The following is a 15,395-nucleotide window of genomic DNA, read 5'->3' on the forward strand; positions in this document are numbered from 1 at the left end:
TTAAGTTGGATAGGCTGATCAACTTATTTTTTCACCATTAAAACACACCTTTATGCTTCGCAAACTTATTTTCGTTGTGCCCGTGCTGTTATTCGCAGGCGCGGTCAACGCTCAAATCTCTAACAACGGACAGCTTCGCCTGAGCCCGCAGGAGATCAAAGCCCTTAAAAGCAGCGGCGGGACTAACGCCCCCGGGTCATCCAATTATTCGGCTGTTAAGGAAATAGTGCTTATGGGTAATCCTGCCAAACGGGGTTTGTACACCATTCTGCTGGAGGTGGCGCCCAATACCAGGATCGCCGCCCACCTGCACCCGGATCAACGGATGGCTACCGTATTGTCGGGCACCTGGCACTTTGGCTATGGCAATAAATTTGACGAAACCAGGCTCAAAACCTTACCCGCGGGCAGCGTTTACTCCGAGGTTGCCGGGCAAAACCATTTCGCCATGACAGGCAATGAACCCGTTATCGTTCAGGTCACCGGTTATGGCCCGTCGGGAGTGGTTTATGCTGACCCGAAAAATGATCCATCACATAAATAATTTCAGCCCCTTAAATCTCCACCTGTTGGGGAGACTTTAGCTGCACCGCTTCTAAAGCCCCTTTCAATGCACACTATTACCCATATTGATTTCGTAAACAACTTCTAAAAAATTAAACACATGAGTAGTTACCCGATGCGTGATCCGAAAACGGATCACCTGCTTACCCCGCAAAATGCTGCATTTGTGCTGATTGATTACCAGCCCATACAGGTCAGCTCTATCGAATCTATGAACAAAACGCGGTTGGTTTCCAATATTACTGTTTTATCAAAGATGGTAAAGGCTTACGGTTTGCCCATTGTCGTCTCAACTGTTAACGTAGAAACCGGCCTCAACAAGCCCATGCTGCGCCCGTTACGCGAGGTGTTTGGCGGCATAGAACCCCTCGATCGCACCACCATCAATGCCTGGGAAGACAAAGAAGTGCGCGAGGCCATCGTCGCCACCGGTCGGAAAAAACTGATTATTTGTGCGCTGTGGACAGAAGCATGCCTCACCTATCCCGCCCTTGACGCCATAAAAGAAGGTTACGAGGTGTACACCATCGTAGATGCCATAGGCGGCACCTCGGTGCTTGCTCACGAAATGGCCCTCAGAAGGATTGAGCAAGCCGGCGCAAAATTGTGCAGCATCGGCCAGCTGGGCTGCGAACTGCAAAGGGACTGGAACCGGCCCGAGACGGCGCAGATTATGGTTGATGCTTTTTTGGCTACGGGGATTTTTCCGCAGGGGGAGTAGATTTATTAATGCCGGAATGGTAGTATCGAAAGGTTGGAGCAGGGCTGCTCCAACCCTTTTTTGTAACGGCGTCGGTCTGTATCTGCAAGATCTTATCCTTCCTTACAATCCGGGCATATTAACTCAACAAGACGGTTCAGGCTATGCTTTCCAACGTTTTTAATTTAAATTCGCACAAAAAGGAATAATTGTGTTCGAAGTTTTTAAAGCTTATGTATTAAAGCATGCCCTAATAAGCGATGATGAATTCGCCTTGATTGAAGCTGCCTCACGGATTAAAAAGTTGCGAAAAAAACAATACCTTCTGCAGGAGGGCGATGTATGCCGCGATCATAGTTTTATTTTAAGCGGCCTGTTGCGCACCTATTCGGTAGATGATAAGGGTAACGAACATATCATCCGTTTTGCCACTAAAGACTGGTGGATCAGCGACCGGGAAAGCCTGCTGACCGGCCTGCCGAGCAAATTCAATATCGATGCCATAGAGGATTCCACCGTACTGCTCTGGAGCGCCGCCCAAATGGAAGACCTGATGGACAAGCTGCCGGGCTTCAGTAAAATGATAAACGGCATCCTGAATAAAAGCTTTATCACTTCGCAAAACCGCATTCACGAAGCCATCAGCAGCACGGCCGAAGAAAAATACCATAATTTCATAACCCGGTACCCTGATTTCGCGTTACGCGTTCCGCAATCCATGATCGCGTCATACCTGGGCATCGCGCCGGAGACCCTGAGCCGCCTGCGTGGTAAAAAGCATTGACATTTGTCAATTGCTTTCTTAACAAATGTCATCGTCCTGGCTGCCCGGTCATTGCCACCTTTGCTTTATAACAAAAGCAAAATATCATGTCACGCAAATTAGAAAACAAAGTAGCTGTAATAACCGGCGCAACCAGCGGAATGGCTTTAGCCACTGCAAAATTATTTGTACAGGAAGGCGCCTACGTATTCATCACCGGCCGCAGGCAGGAGTTGCTGGATGCAGCAGTAAAACAGATAGGCGGCAATGTGACCGGCGTACGCGCCGATTCGGCCAACCCGGATGACCTGGACCGTTTATACGAAATTGTTAAAAAAGAAAAAGGCCGTATCGATGTATTGTACGCGAGTGCCGGGGTTGGTGATTTCGGCGTGCCGATAGGGGAGGTAACTGAGTCCGTTTATGAAAAAACCTTCGGCGTGAATGTTAAAGGCACCATTTTTACAGTGCAAAAAGCGCTGCCTTTATTGTCAGAAGGTGCATCAATTATCATGACCGGGTCCATCGCCGGTGTTAAAGGCATGCCGGGCATGGGTGTTTACAACGCCAGCAAAGCGGCTGTCCGTTCATTGGCCCGTACCTGGACACTGGAGTTGAAAGAACGCAAGATCCGCATCAATGTGTTAAGCCCCGGCCCTATCGATACAGCCACTTTTGACGGTGTGCCCCAGGAAGCAAAAGACGGTTTAAGCTCGCAAGTACCTATGGGCCGTTTTGGCACTGCCGAAGAAATTGCTGCTCCCGCATTGTTCCTGGCCTCGGACGATTCCTCATTCATTACCGGTATCGACTTGTTTGTAGATGGCGGCATGGCCCAAATCTAATGCCGGACATTCATCTTATCGTAATGCTGTATAGCGAAAATCCCGCGGAGCAGGTAAGCAGCCTGCTCTGTGGGATTTTTCCTGCTTGTACGGCCTGCAACGAACCCCGCCGGTTCAAGCGTCCCGCTTGAACCAAAACCACTGTAAGCGTCCCGCTTACGTCCGCTATTTTGTATATTAAAAATTAGCTGCATATTTATTATATGCAACGCAACGCCTCAACCGATGAACTTTACTTTGTAACCTTAACTATAGTAGACTGGATTGACGTATTTACACGTCGTTATTACAATGATTTCATCATCGAAAACCTTGCATGGTGTCAGCGGAATGCCAACCTGAATATTTATGCTTATGTAATCATGACTAATCATATACACATGGTGGCGAATGTCAGCGACGGCTCATTAGGTGATGTACTGGGACGCTTTAAAAGCTACACGTCAAAAGAGCTCTATAAGATGATTGCAGGCAACTCACAGGAAAGCAGGCGCGAGTGGATGCTGGAAGCTTTCGGCAACGCCGGCAAGCAAAATCCTTTAAATGAAAAACACCAGTTTTGGCAAAAAGGCAATTACCCGGTATTTCTTTATTCGCCGGCGGTTATTGAACAAAAAATCGATTACACGCATGAAAATCCCGTAAGAGCCGGGTTTGTGGGTTCGGCTTGTGAGTATTGGTATAGCAGTGCCAATCCGGAAAGTCTATTGAAGATTGTTTGGTAAGGTCAGCGAGACGCTGATTTGTTTTGGGGTTCAAGCGGAACGCTTGAACCGGCGGATCTTATTAAGTGATAATCCACAAGCACTTAACCAACAGCTAAGAGCGGGGCAGGAAGTGAATAAATTATATTATGATATGGAAACAGAAACTTATTTTAACATAACCAGCAGAAATGTTACTAAAGACAGACGAGGAAACGTTATTTCCACCAAGGTTACTTATGATCAGTATATGGATTACGATTACGATCAGAAATCAGGGAAGTATATTGGTGAGGCAAGATTAATACCTATGAAGCAACAAAAAATGAAAAAACAGGTCAGTTTACTCAAAGCCTGGTGATAATGCAATAATATGAAAGCAGATGAATTTGTAGATAAATTGAAGGATATGGCACCTTCAATTGAAGATTATTTAAAAATAGGCTACAGTGAAAAGTTGGCAAATGATGTGATAAAGTCTTTCTTAATTGAAGAAAAAGAACAAAATTCCAATTATAAAGATGAATTATTGAAGTTAGTTGATATGTATAAGGCTAATGTGTTTGAAGTAGCCATTGTAAAGTTTAATGAGGCAGTAATTGAAAAAAGTAATTATTATTTAGTGGGGGAAGTAGAAGCAGATTGGCTTATTTTAGACAAAATAACAGGTGGAATAAATATTATTGAGCTATATAGTGAGGAATTTTTATGGAAGTGCGCATCAAACGGTAAAAACTTTTTAGATGCATTGTTTGAAGTAAATAAATTTATTACCAAAACCAGTTTGGACGCAAATTATAAAGAAGATCAAGAAGATGTTTGTTTAATGGCCGAAGAATGTGCGGAGCAAGCCGGTGGAAATGCTTATCTTGACTTCTACAAGATGTTACTTGGTTGCTTTGAGTAAGTTGTAATATTAAGCTATTATGCCAACAGCCCCATCAGATATGGCAAGCTGATGTCCGGCTGACTAAGCCACACGCGGTACGCGTGCGCCAGCATAGGATAATTTGGCAAGGACATTTGAAGCACAAATGGAGGAGCATCGAGGATTTGCTCCTGCATTATAATTGGTAACAACTTCAGATGTAAGATACTCTCCAAGCATTGCTGCTTATGCGTTAGAGAAAAATGTGAACTATGGGCAAATAATTTCAGAATTTAGACTTATTAATCATGTTTGGAAATTTAGATTTAACTAAATACTTAATATTAATTAGACAGATTCTTATAATAAACCTTTTACCAGGGCCAAAAATGGAAGACGAAACTATACGACATGTCACTTCTAGGGAAGGTTATCTGTATGCTAAAAAGCATAATGGGGAACTCAAAACCTTCGATGATAAATATATGCTTAAAAGTCAAGCCGATTTGGTTTTCGCGTTACCCAATGGCGAAGTCGTATTAATAGGACTAAGCAAGGGGGATAATTATCCAGGCTTTATTTTTGGTAATTATCTAGCTTTCGATAAATGTCGCACGGAAGACTATTTTCCAATTCCTTTAAATGATCAAACATGGAGAGAAGTACATGCTGCTGATATGCAAGACTTTTCCCCTGAAAGCCAATTTTTTTTATCACCATTAACAAGTGAATTAAAAATCAGTGTACCATTTCGAAATACTGAAGAGTGTAAAAGTGGATATGAACAACTTACGAAAGTCATACATAGCAATAAAGCTAGCCGATTTGAAAAGGACGAACTATTGAATTGCTACGCGTTAGCTTTTACACAATTTCTAGTCGCCACGGGACAGTATCGATTGCATATCAAAAAAGGGTATGAATACTATAACCCATATTATTATGTTACCATAATTAATTCTGATAAAGATGAGGCAGATGTATTTAGTCAACTATTAATTAGTTTGGGCGACAAATCAGGCAATGCATTTAATTTCTTTTATTGGGCGGTAACAAATAAACCATTGAAATGATAATTATAAAATAAAACATCTCATTCAGGCGCGAATGACGAGGCGATCTACAGCGCAAAAGCTTCCCGTGCCACGCAAGATAGGTAGGGAACATGCATAACGACAACGCAGCCCGATTGCAAAACAAGCGGGCTGCTTTATTTTAGAAGCATCCCCGTTGCTGGCGCATGCGTGCCGCGTGTGATTATGCCAACAGCCCCATCAGATATGGCAAGCTGACGTCCGGTTGACTAAGGCACACGCGGCACGCGTGCGCCAGCATAGGGATGCTCTAATTATTATGCTCGTTTCTTTTTTACCCACTCGAATAAAGTAGAATAACAATAACCATTCAAATCTTTAGTAGTCAACGGTGAGTTTTTAACGTCGCTATTATTGGGATTATATAATTGATTCCTAACCCACTCAAGTTCTAAGTTGTCCTTAATTTGTGGTTTAAGTATTACGCTCCATAGTTGCTTTGGTTCTTCTCCTGGGAAATACAATGGCCTGTCTTTAAAATATAATGATTTATCCCATATAGATATAACTAACTCATTTTGTTCAAATTCCCGATCATAGCTATAGTTATATACCAATTTCATTCCTATGCCGTTAATATTTAAAATGCATTTATTTTCATTAACCTCGGAATTAATAAACAAAGTCGTAGCCTTCTTGTATTCTTCTGCTTTACTTTCTATCTCTGCAAAAAGGTTAACAAGTTCGTTGGCTAACTTTTGCGGTGCTTCGAAGGACTTGGAATAAGCTAAGCGGCTATTGCGAACTTCTATTCTGGCAGCCAAATTTTTAGCTTGTTCCAAAATAGGATCAACGGCAATGTTAAAATTGGGTTTTTCACCTTTGACTGGCTTGGAAATACTTGGTTCGTCGTATAGTATTCTAGACAAAGTAAAAGCATCAGATTCAAATCTGTCATTAACGGACATGTCATAATAAACCAGTGATTTAATAAACACAGGGCTGCTTTCTTTACTGGAGCCGCTTCTAAGCACAGGAATAAACTTTGTGTTATCCTTTTGGGTCTCAAAAAGATTGGATGAAATAATGGAATGTTCAAAGCCAACGCCTGAACTTCTCGAATCCGCTTTCATTTTATAAACAGGCGTTAGTATTATCAGTACTTTATTTGCTCGCTCGATAGCAGATTCCATGAAATAAGTCATGTTATTACCTACAGCTAAATCATACTGATCTAAAATGACATTTATACCGCCATATTTTATCAAATAGTCAGCAAGTTTTCTAACCCACTCTTTGTGTTCTTGTGAATCCCAAGAATATGAAATAAATACTGTTAAATCTCGCATAATGACAATAGGGTTAAATGTTGAACGTCGTGAATTTATAAGAATTAGCAGGTCTTTTATTCAAAATATTAAATAAGGTTTTAAAACAAAAATCACTAAGATCCCGTTGCCCGTTGCTAGCGCACGCGTGCCGCGTGTGATTATGCCAACGGCCCCATCAGATATGGCAAGCTGACGTCCGGCTGACTAAGGCACACGCGGCACGCGTGCGTCAGCATAGGAAGGTTTTGCTGAGCTTTAATTGGTCGTTATACTGTTCAAGCAGGATACCTTCAACTTTGTACGAAAACATTTTGGCGTTCATCGGCGGTTTCTTTTACTGGTGTCGCTAAAATTAGGAAAATAATTGGTGGCGGTAGTGGCGATGGGGTAGTTTGCTATATGCAATCCCTTCAAAAAAGTATTGGGATAAATCCGGCAATAAAATGCGTACCGAAGGGGTTTACAGTGTAAACCCATAAGAAAGATGCTGTTTATCAGTTTTTGTATAAGTACACAAAAGGTAAAGTCTTGACAATCATCGTGTTTTATATTATTCTGAGTGTTCCGTGCAGAAAAACGGAACACTTATACATCGGGAGGGCGGTCTCGAAGGGTTTACACTGTAAACCCGGCATGTAAACCCTTGTATAAATTGCTGACTATCAGTGTGTTCCAAAGTTATAAAAATGCATAAGCCTGATAGTCAGTATTTTCCATTTTATTCCAGGTGTTCCGTGCAAAAACGGAACACCTGGGGACAACTAAATCTCCTCCGGGTGAAGTCAACGGACGGAAGTTAAATCCCATAGTTGACCTGCGCTCAGCAATAACAGTTAAGCCCCCTAAGCGTTCTGGTTATAACCACTCCGGGGGCTTTCTTAATTTCAGCCTGGCAGCATTTATACGACGGGGCAATTTACTGCCGGTTTTGCCCGGATAGTTACCCGCGAAAGCGAATGATTGGTTTACCTGCGCCCCGGCTGGCCGGGTTGAACGCAGCAGCGGCATCGTCAAGCGTGATGATTTTGCTGATGTTGGTCCGTAAACGTCCCTCGCGGTATCGCTGAACGATCTCACCCAGTTGAGAGCGATCGGCTTCGACAACAAAATCAATAGCCAGGACACCGGCGGGGGCTGCCTCTATCGGACCGGCTGCAGTAACGAAGGTTCCGCCTGCGCGGATCATGCCGGCAGACCGCTTTGCGATGTCGCCGCCAAGGACATCAAAAACCAGGTCAACCTTACCTGCATTTTCCAGGACATCGTTTTCGAGGTCGGCGAACTCGTGTGCGCCGAAGCCGAGCGCAGCCTGGCGGTGTGCAGCTCGCCCCGTGCCGATGACGTATGCACCGGCCTCGCGCGCAAGCTGGACTGCCATTGAACCGACGATACCGGCTGAACCGTGCACAAGGACAGTTTGCCCGGCCTGAAGCCGGCCATGCGTGAACAGCCCCTGCCATGCAGTAAGGCCCGGCATCACCAGCGATGCGCCCACTGTAAAGTCAACGTCTCCCGGTAAGGGCGCGAGGTTACGTGCCTCCACGGCTACATATTCAGCCAGGGCGCCGTCGCGATACCAGTCTGTAAGACCGAACACACGTTGCCCTACCGATAGCCCTGTTGTGCCATAACCGAGGGCCGTTACCACTCCTGCCACTTCATGACCGGGGATGGATGGCGTACGGTCACGACTGGCGCGATCGGTCCATGTCGACGGCCACGACAATTCATCCCCTGTGAAACTTGAGGCGTGAACCTGAACGACCACGTCGTTTATTCCAGCCTGCGGCTCGGGCCGCTCCGCCAGTTTTGCCCCGGCTGCCCCTGCAGCCTGCTCTGTTACTATTAAAGCTTTCATAACGTACCTCCGTTTTTACTTATCAGCATGCACCCCCGATAAAGGAGTAACAATGCTGTCTGTCATTGTTTTAAATCGTATTTTAATTATGCCCGGCATATTTAATTTATGTATGATTTTACTGAACCTCAAGGCAAAATTAGTTGCTAATTTGGTTACCTTAGTGGGCCAATTTTGAAATATACAGGGGGCCAGGTATGATCAACAAATTTCGTGACATTTCGTTAAAAAAAGACGGAGAACGCGGGGCTTTATACCGGCAACTAGAATCGGAAATTATTCAGTTGATTTGCCGGGGCATACTGAAGCCTGGACAGGCCCTTCCGCCATCGCGTGAGCTGGCACAAGTTCTGCAGCTCAATCGTAAAACCGTAGTAGCCGCATATGAGGAATTAGATGCGCAGGGCTGGGTGGAAACCAAAGAAAGAAGCGGCGTGTATGTCGCGGGTAACTTGCCTGAAACTCCGGCTCGTTCAATCGACCAAAATAACAAACAACTGACGAGTAACCGGCAACCTGCGTATTCGTTGGTAAATAAGCGGACTTTTGATACTGCAACTCAAGCAAATTCAGATTCAGACACCAACAGCCGGGGAGCATTGCCGCCATTATATAAAATTGATGACGGTTTTCCTGATCCAAGGATTGCCCCTATTGATGAACTGGTGAGGGAATACAGGAGATTAGGAAAGAACCACTTTGCAGAGCGGTTCCTGATGTACGGCCCGGAACAGGGCTCTTATCGTCTCCGGGTTGAACTGGCCAATTTCTTAAACCGGACGAGGGGAATGCAGGTAACCGAAAATGAAATATTGATAACTAAAGGGACGCAGATGGCGATCTATTTAACGACGCAGCTGCTTATCAGCCCCGGGGATACGGTATTTGTTCCGGAACCAGGGTACAGGGATGCAAATCAGGCTTTTGAACTGGCGGGGGCTAAGCTGGTATATATTCCGGTAGATAAAGATGGGATGGATGTGGACAGGATTGAGCAGCTCTGCAAAAAGAAGGTCCCTAAGATGATCTATGTTATTCCACATCATCACCGGCCCACAACGGTTACCCTGTGTGCAGAGCGACGCATGCGGCTTATGAACCTGGCGACCATGTATGGATTTGCTTTGCTTGAAGATGACTATGATTTTGACTATCACTTTACAAGCGATCCGCTTTTGCCATTGGCGAGCCTGGATATGGGACGGCATATTATTTATGTCGGTTCTTTTTGCAAAAGTATTGCTCCCGGCATCCGGATAGGGTTTATGGTAGCTCCTGAACCGGTGATAAACGAAGCTGCCGCTATTCGCAAATTGATAGACCGGCAGGGCGAACAGTTACTTGAGGAGGCCACTGCCGAACTTTTGAACACTGGCGAAATATCCCGGCATTTAAAAAAGTCGCACAAGATTTACAAAGAGCGGTTGGAAAATACCTGCCGATTGCTTCGGACGCGGTTGGAGGAATATTTAACGTTTGAGCGTCCGGATGGTGGTTTGGCAATATGGGCAGCCTACAGAAAGGATATAAGCGCCAGGGAAGTTGCAGCTAATGCGGGAAGGTTGGGACTAAAGATCAGTGACGGCAGCAACTATTTTTTTCAACCCGGTAATAGTACGCCCAACAACTTTATACGCGTTGGTTACTGTTCTTTAGATGAAAAAGAAATGGCCGGAGCAATAGAAATATGGAAACAGGCCCTCAGGTCATTTGCTGCAAAATAATTGGTAAAAATTTATAGCTCTTTAATCAGTCCGGACGTAGGACTTGTTTTTAATCAAACTGTTGATCATCGGTATTTTACAAATTAAAATCAATGTTTTGTAGTGTTCGGGGTTATTCGTGTGTGCAAAAACCGAACCCTTTGAGTTGTCCAATCCATCAAAACAAAAAATCCCTCCGGGTTAGGAAGGGATTCAAATCAATTAGGTTTATAATAAGTTTAGTTGCTATTCGCTGAACTGCTGTTGTCTGAACTTTGTTTTTCCAGCTCGGCCTTAAACGACTCGAGCATACGGCCGCCGCGGTAAAAATAACGCTTATAATAGGCATCGTCGAGGCTGCTGATGGCTACGCCGCGCGATGATGCATGTGCAAATTTATCGTTGCCCAGGTATATGCCTACGTGCGATATCCTGCGGCTGTGTATTTTAAAGAAAACCAAATCGCCTTCTTTCAGCTCGTCGCGTTTAACCGGGCTAACCATGCTGAAGATGTCGCGCGAGTTGCGCTCGATATCCATGTTAAAAACGCTGCTGTATAATTCTTTGGTAAATGCCGAACAATCTATCCCTTTGCGCGAGTCGCCGCCGAAACGGTACGGGGTGCCGATCCAGTCGTAAACAAAGTGAAAAAGTTTCATGTTAGATGTTGCCGACATCGCAACCCCCATGATCTGGGATAAATAATCTTTCGCGAGTGATTCCTGTTCGTCAGAATTTTTGTCGTCTGTAGTGGCTGGACTGGTTTTTGTTTGAGCCTGGGCAGCTAAAGTGCTGACAAATAATGCAATAACGATAGTAATTTTCTTCATTTAATCAATTAGTTTGTTGTATTAGGCCAACAAATTGTTTATTAAATTGGACACCCTGTCTATTGTTGGCTACAAAACTATTTAAATTTTTTAAAATTGCAACTAAGTGAACGTTTTTTTTCAACATTTGCAGGCAAGTGTTAATTAGCTGCGTATTTATTTAGACAAATGTAAAAATTGCATGCATTGTCGCATTTCATTGGTTATCAACATTTTAACATTTGGTTAATTTTTTAATTCTGCAGCGATAATTTTTGCCTGAAAATTAGTTATCGCGGACCTGGTTTTACAGGGTTATTGTAAAGATTACACGTGTTTTTAAAAAATCAGCCTTTTACACCCCTTTTCCGGTTTCTATATTTCAAGGATATAATTAGATTTGCGCATTGTAATTAAATTGATTCTTTAATAATACATGAGTTCAATCGAAATAAATAAGGATACATACCTGATGTGGTATGAGGCCATGCTTTTGATGAGACGGTTTGAAGAAAAAGCCGGACAACTATACGGTCAGCAAAAAATAAGGGGCTTTTGCCACTTATATATAGGCCAGGAAGCTGTATTGGCAGGCGCCATGTCGGTACTGAAACCTGAGGACAGCATGATCACCGCTTACCGAGACCATGCGCATGCAATGGCAAAAGGTGTATCATCGAACGCGATAATGGCCGAGCTGTATGGCAAGGCTACCGGCTGCTCGAAAGGTAAGGGCGGCTCGATGCACATGTTCGACAAAGAAAAACATTTTTACGGCGGTCACGGTATCGTAGGCGGCCAGGTTCCGCTGGGTGCAGGTATAGCCTTTGCCGAGAAATATAAAGGAACCGGTTTTGTAAACGTTGCCTATATGGGCGACGGCGCCGTTCGCCAGGGCGCATTAACTGAAACCTTTAACATGGCTGCCCTGTGGAAGCTGCCGGTAATTTTTGTTTGCGAGAACAATGGTTACGCCATGGGTACTTCGGTAGCCCGCACCACTGCTGATACCGACATCTATAAAATAGGTATTCCTTATGGCATCCCTTCGTCGCCTGTTGACGGTATGGATCCTGCTGCGGTACATAAAGCCATGGACGAAGCCGTTCAGCGTGCCCGTGCCGGTGAAGGCCCGACCTTCCTGGAGATGCGTACTTACCGCTATAAAGGCCACTCGATGTCCGATCCGCAAAAATACCGCACCAAGGAAGAGCTGGAGTCCTACAAAGCAAAGGATCCTATCGAATTAACCAAACATACCATCCTTTCTGAAGGTTATGCTGACGAGAAATGGTTCGAGGAGATAGAGGCTAAAGTAAAGGCAGAGGTGGATGAATCGGTAAGGTTTGCTGAAGAGTCGCCATGGCCTGATGCATCAGAACTTTATACTGACGTTTACGTTCAGCAGGATTATCCTTACATCAGGAGCTAGTAGTTATATTAAACTGGATTTTATTAAGACCTATTGAATTAAGATAATATATGGCCGAAGTAGTTAAAATGCCAAAAATGAGCGATACCATGACCGAAGGGGTATTGGCTAAATGGCATAAAAAAGTTGGTGATAAGGTAAAACCCGGCGACGTATTGGCCGAGATAGAAACCGACAAAGCCACTATGGATTTTGAGTCGTACCAGGAAGGCACCCTGCTTTACGTTGGCGTAGAGGAAGGCCAGGCTGTTCCGGTTGATGCCGTTATTGCTGTTTTAGGCAAAGAAGGCGAAGATTATAAGTCTGCACTTGGCGAAGGCGGCGCTGCTCCTGCTGCAGAGGCCCCAAAGGAAGAAGCGAAAGCCGAACCGGCAAAAAAAGACAAAGCGCCTAAAGCTGCCGAAGATAAAAAACCCGCCGATGCAACCCCGGCAAAACCGAAAGTTGATAAAAGCAGCATCCCTGCAACCGTTATCCGCATGCCCGCCCTCAGCGATACCATGACCGAGGGCGTTATCAACAAATGGAATTTTAAAGTTGGCGATACTGTAAAAAGCGACGATTCGCTTGCCGATGTAGAAACCGACAAAGCCACCATGGAGGTTGTTGGTTACGAAAACGGTACCTTATTATATATAGGCCCTAAAGAAGGCGAAGCCGCGCCTGTTAATGGCATTATCGCTATTGTAGGTAAAGCGGGCACGGATATTACACCGTTGCTGAGTGATGATGAAGGAGAAGAAGTAGCAGGTGAAAGCAGCAGCAGTGAAGAAGCGCCGAAAGGAGCTGAGGCAGCTGCCACTACAGAAACTGCCGCTGCCTCTTCTTCGGCTGACGACAGCCGCGTAAAGGCTTCACCGCTGGCCCGTAAAATTGCAAAGGAAAGAGGCATTAATCTTAATGATGTAAAAGGCAGCGCAGAAGGCGGCCGCATTATCAAGAAAGATGTTGAAGAATATGTTCCGGCTGCTAAACCAGCAGTAGTAGCGGCGGAAAGTAGCAGTAAAGGACCTCAGGCAGCTGCACCAGCGACTGCTATTCCAACTACTGCCACTGCTCCCCAATTGCCAACGTTTACCGGCGAAGAGAAGTTCACCGAAAAGAATGTTACGCAAATGCGCAAGGCTATCAGCCGCCGCCTGAGCGAAAGCTTGTTCACCGCGCCGCATTTCTACGTAACGATGACCATCGATATGGACCAGGCTGTTGCAGCCCGCACCCGTATCAATGAGATCGCACCGGTTAAAATATCATTTAACGACTTTGTGGTTAAAGCGTGTGCGGTGGCATTGAAACAGCACCCTGCCATTAACTCATCGTTCCTGGGTGATAAGATCCGAACCAATGAGCATGTGCACATCGGCGTAGCCGTAGCGGTTGACGAGGGTCTGCTGGTGCCGGTTATCAAATTTGCCGACGGTAAATCGTTAAGCCATATCAGTGCCGAAGTAAAAGAGTTTGCAGGCAAGGCAAAGTCTAAGAAACTGCAGCCAAACGAAATGGAAGGCTCTACCTTTACCATCTCTAACTTAGGTATGTTCGGCGTTGACGAGTTTACCGCTATCATTAATACGCCAAACGCTTGTATCCTTGCCGTTGCAGGAATACAGCAGGTGCCGGTTGTTAAAAACGGCGCCGTAGTACCTGGCAACGTAATGAAAGTAACCCTGAGCTGCGACCATCGCGTGGTTGACGGCGCAACAGGCGCCGCGTTCCTGCAAACGCTTAAGGCATTGCTGGAAGAACCGGTGAGGCTGTTGATTTAATTTGATTTCGGAACCCGGATTTTCGATTTCGGATTTAGAATATAGAAAGCGATAGGCCGGAAGGTTTATCGCTTTTTTAATACCCTGATGCGTTAGCCATGATATTTTTCGCCATTCTTATCGCCATCGTTATTAGTTATAGCCTGTTTCAATGGCGGCGTAAACGTGAAGGACTTACACAGCATATTTTAAACGATGCACAAAAAGCATTGCTGGCTAAGCATGTAAATTACTACAAAAACCTTTCGGATACAGACAAGCTTTACTTTGAGGACAAGATAGAGCAATTTTTAGATGACGTGAACATTGAAGCCGTTGGTTTTGAGCTGACTGACACCGACAGACTAATGGTGGCGTCCAGTGCCGTAATACCAATTTTCAGGTTTAAGGATTGGAGCTACAGGAATGTCACCAATGTTTTGCTGTATCCCGACACTTTTGATAAGGATTTTCAATACGAGGAGGCCGGCGGTCGCAATATTATGGGGATGGTGGGTACGGGATATATGAACGGCCAGATGCTGCTATCGCGCAGTGCGCTGGTAAAGGGATTTTCGGGCCAGGCCGGTAAATCGAATACCGCTGTTCATGAGTTTGTTCATTTATTAGATAAGGCCGATGGCGAAACAGATGGTATTCCAGAACAATTCCTCGCGCATCAGTATATCAAGCCGTGGATAAGCATGATGCACAAAGAGGTAAACAAAATCGAAAAGGGACATTCAGATATCGACCCCTATGCCACCACCAATGAAGCCGAATTTTTTGCCGTGGTGTCTGAATACTTTTTTGAGAAGCCTGAACAGTTTGAATCACGGCACCCGGAATTATACAGTATGCTGAGCAGGATATTCGGGCAAAGCCCTGCAAATTAATTCCTCCCGGAGACAGTAATCTCCATTGCAGTATCTCGTACTCAGGCTTGTTTAATTAAAAATAAATTTTTAATTGTAGATAAAATTGCCTTAACTTTAAACCAGCTTTTCAGACCATCCTACTTGCGACCCGGAGGCTGAAA

16 protein-coding genes are annotated in these 15,395 nt (G+C 44.9%); 12 read left to right on the forward strand and 4 right to left on the reverse strand.

Annotated features, from left to right (window positions below; all coding sequences use genetic code 11):
* The first annotated feature begins 52 nt into the window (after positions 1-52).
* The 4 genes from Q3W13_RS24135 to Q3W13_RS24150 all read left to right on the forward strand — a co-directional run bounded on the left by Q3W13_RS24135 (position 53) and on the right by Q3W13_RS24150 (position 2,872).
* On the forward strand, positions 53-544 hold the full coding sequence (locus tag Q3W13_RS24135) for a cupin domain-containing protein (RefSeq protein ID WP_302868436.1): 492 nt from the start codon (positions 53-55) through the stop codon (positions 542-544).
* A gap of 120 nt (positions 545-664) precedes the next feature.
* Positions 665-1,285 carry a hydrolase gene (locus tag Q3W13_RS24140; protein WP_302868439.1) on the forward strand — a complete coding sequence of 207 codons (621 nt, stop codon included), beginning with the start codon at positions 665-667 and terminating at the stop codon, positions 1,283-1,285.
* Positions 1,286-1,475: 190 nt separating this feature from the next.
* Positions 1,476-2,048: a Crp/Fnr family transcriptional regulator gene (locus tag Q3W13_RS24145; protein WP_302868440.1), complete on the forward strand. Its 573-nt coding sequence runs from the start codon at positions 1,476-1,478 to the stop codon at positions 2,046-2,048.
* An 86-nt stretch (positions 2,049-2,134) separates the two neighbouring features.
* Positions 2,135-2,872 carry an SDR family oxidoreductase gene (locus Q3W13_RS24150; RefSeq protein WP_302868442.1) on the forward strand — a complete coding sequence of 246 codons (738 nt, stop codon included), beginning with the start codon at positions 2,135-2,137 and terminating at the stop codon, positions 2,870-2,872.
* Here the strand turns inward: Q3W13_RS24150 and Q3W13_RS24155 are convergent.
* Positions 2,869-3,066 (reverse strand): hypothetical protein, encoded by a 198-nt coding sequence (locus tag Q3W13_RS24155; protein ID WP_302868444.1) that lies wholly within the window; start codon positions 3,064-3,066, stop codon positions 2,869-2,871. The two genes, Q3W13_RS24150 and Q3W13_RS24155, sit on opposite strands and share 4 nt — an antisense overlap.
* A 9-nt stretch (positions 3,067-3,075) precedes the next feature.
* On the opposite strand from Q3W13_RS24155, the gene Q3W13_RS24160 reads away from it, so the two are divergent.
* The 4 genes from Q3W13_RS24160 (at position 3,076) to Q3W13_RS24175 (ending at position 5,517) form a co-directional block, all read left to right on the forward strand.
* Positions 3,076-3,597 (forward strand): transposase, encoded by a 522-nt coding sequence (locus tag Q3W13_RS24160; RefSeq protein ID WP_302868446.1) that lies wholly within the window; start codon positions 3,076-3,078, stop codon positions 3,595-3,597.
* A gap of 133 nt (positions 3,598-3,730) precedes the next feature.
* Entirely contained in the window at positions 3,731-3,937 is a 207-nt protein-coding gene (locus Q3W13_RS24165) for a hypothetical protein (protein ID WP_302868448.1), read from the forward strand.
* Positions 3,938-3,949: 12 nt separating this feature from the next.
* Entirely contained in the window at positions 3,950-4,483 is a 534-nt protein-coding gene (locus Q3W13_RS24170) for a hypothetical protein (RefSeq protein ID WP_302868449.1), read from the forward strand.
* Between the two features lie 350 nt (positions 4,484-4,833).
* On the forward strand, positions 4,834-5,517 hold the full coding sequence (locus Q3W13_RS24175) for a hypothetical protein (protein ID WP_302868451.1): 684 nt from the start codon (positions 4,834-4,836) through the stop codon (positions 5,515-5,517).
* 278 nt (positions 5,518-5,795) lie between these two features.
* Here Q3W13_RS24175 and Q3W13_RS24180 read toward each other — a convergent pair whose 3' ends face one another.
* Both Q3W13_RS24180 and Q3W13_RS24185 read right to left on the reverse strand, forming a co-directional pair.
* Entirely contained in the window at positions 5,796-6,827 is a 1,032-nt protein-coding gene (locus tag Q3W13_RS24180) for a toll/interleukin-1 receptor domain-containing protein (protein ID WP_302868453.1), read from the reverse strand.
* A 922-nt stretch (positions 6,828-7,749) separates the two neighbouring features.
* Positions 7,750-8,667, reverse strand: a complete 918-nt coding sequence (locus Q3W13_RS24185; RefSeq protein WP_302868454.1) for an NADP-dependent oxidoreductase — start codon at positions 8,665-8,667, stop codon at positions 7,750-7,752.
* Between the two features lie 197 nt (positions 8,668-8,864).
* Here Q3W13_RS24185 and Q3W13_RS24190 point away from each other — a divergent pair, with 197 nt between their 5' ends.
* Complete coding sequence (locus Q3W13_RS24190) at positions 8,865-10,391, forward strand: PLP-dependent aminotransferase family protein (RefSeq protein ID WP_302868455.1); 1,527 nt, start codon at positions 8,865-8,867, stop codon at positions 10,389-10,391.
* A gap of 218 nt (positions 10,392-10,609) precedes the next feature.
* On the opposite strand, the gene Q3W13_RS24195 is transcribed toward Q3W13_RS24190, so the two are convergent.
* Positions 10,610-11,200, reverse strand: coding sequence for a C40 family peptidase (locus tag Q3W13_RS24195; RefSeq protein ID WP_302868457.1), 591 nt, complete (start codon positions 11,198-11,200; stop codon positions 10,610-10,612).
* Positions 11,201-11,615: 415 nt separating this feature from the next.
* Here Q3W13_RS24195 and pdhA point away from each other — a divergent pair, with 415 nt between their 5' ends.
* From pdhA to Q3W13_RS24210, 3 genes are all read left to right on the forward strand, one after another.
* Entirely contained in the window at positions 11,616-12,611 is a 996-nt protein-coding gene (gene pdhA / locus Q3W13_RS24200) for a pyruvate dehydrogenase (acetyl-transferring) E1 component subunit alpha (RefSeq protein WP_302868459.1), read from the forward strand.
* A gap of 50 nt (positions 12,612-12,661) precedes the next feature.
* The gene (locus tag Q3W13_RS24205; RefSeq protein ID WP_302868461.1) at positions 12,662-14,377 is read left to right on the forward strand and encodes a pyruvate dehydrogenase complex dihydrolipoamide acetyltransferase; all 1,716 of its coding nucleotides are present in this window, start codon (positions 12,662-12,664) and stop codon (positions 14,375-14,377) included.
* A gap of 98 nt (positions 14,378-14,475) precedes the next feature.
* Positions 14,476-15,252, forward strand: coding sequence for a zinc-dependent peptidase (locus Q3W13_RS24210; protein WP_302868463.1), 777 nt, complete (start codon positions 14,476-14,478; stop codon positions 15,250-15,252).
* The last annotated feature ends 143 nt before the right edge of the window (positions 15,253-15,395 follow it).

Origin of the sequence: Mucilaginibacter sp. L3T2-6, from assembly GCF_030519355.1 — a bacterium.
Taxonomy (GTDB): Bacteria; Bacteroidota; Bacteroidia; order Sphingobacteriales; family Sphingobacteriaceae; genus Mucilaginibacter.

Excerpts from the sequence above, each read along its gene's own strand:
- Q3W13_RS24165 (WP_302868448.1), top strand. The coding sequence starts at position 3,731 with ATGGAAACAGAAACTTATTTTAACATAACCAGCAGAAATGTTACTAAA.
- Q3W13_RS24155 (WP_302868444.1), bottom strand. The coding sequence starts at position 3,066 with ATGCAGCTAATTTTTAATATACAAAATAGCGGACGTAAGCGGGACGCT.
- Q3W13_RS24150 (WP_302868442.1), top strand. The coding sequence starts at position 2,135 with ATGTCACGCAAATTAGAAAACAAAGTAGCTGTAATAACCGGCGCAACC.
- Q3W13_RS24190 (WP_302868455.1), top strand. The coding sequence starts at position 8,865 with ATGATCAACAAATTTCGTGACATTTCGTTAAAAAAAGACGGAGAACGC.
- Q3W13_RS24135 (WP_302868436.1), top strand. The coding sequence starts at position 53 with ATGCTTCGCAAACTTATTTTCGTTGTGCCCGTGCTGTTATTCGCAGGC.
- Q3W13_RS24140 (WP_302868439.1), top strand. The coding sequence starts at position 665 with ATGAGTAGTTACCCGATGCGTGATCCGAAAACGGATCACCTGCTTACC.
- Q3W13_RS24180 (WP_302868453.1), bottom strand. The coding sequence starts at position 6,827 with ATGCGAGATTTAACAGTATTTATTTCATATTCTTGGGATTCACAAGAA.
- Q3W13_RS24175 (WP_302868451.1), top strand. The coding sequence starts at position 4,834 with ATGGAAGACGAAACTATACGACATGTCACTTCTAGGGAAGGTTATCTG.
- Q3W13_RS24185 (WP_302868454.1), bottom strand. The coding sequence starts at position 8,667 with ATGAAAGCTTTAATAGTAACAGAGCAGGCTGCAGGGGCAGCCGGGGCA.
- Q3W13_RS24195 (WP_302868457.1), bottom strand. The coding sequence starts at position 11,200 with ATGAAGAAAATTACTATCGTTATTGCATTATTTGTCAGCACTTTAGCT.
- pdhA (WP_302868459.1), top strand. The coding sequence starts at position 11,616 with ATGAGTTCAATCGAAATAAATAAGGATACATACCTGATGTGGTATGAG.
- Q3W13_RS24170 (WP_302868449.1), top strand. The coding sequence starts at position 3,950 with ATGAAAGCAGATGAATTTGTAGATAAATTGAAGGATATGGCACCTTCA.
- Q3W13_RS24205 (WP_302868461.1), top strand. The coding sequence starts at position 12,662 with ATGGCCGAAGTAGTTAAAATGCCAAAAATGAGCGATACCATGACCGAA.
- Q3W13_RS24160 (WP_302868446.1), top strand. The coding sequence starts at position 3,076 with ATGCAACGCAACGCCTCAACCGATGAACTTTACTTTGTAACCTTAACT.
- Q3W13_RS24210 (WP_302868463.1), top strand. The coding sequence starts at position 14,476 with ATGATATTTTTCGCCATTCTTATCGCCATCGTTATTAGTTATAGCCTG.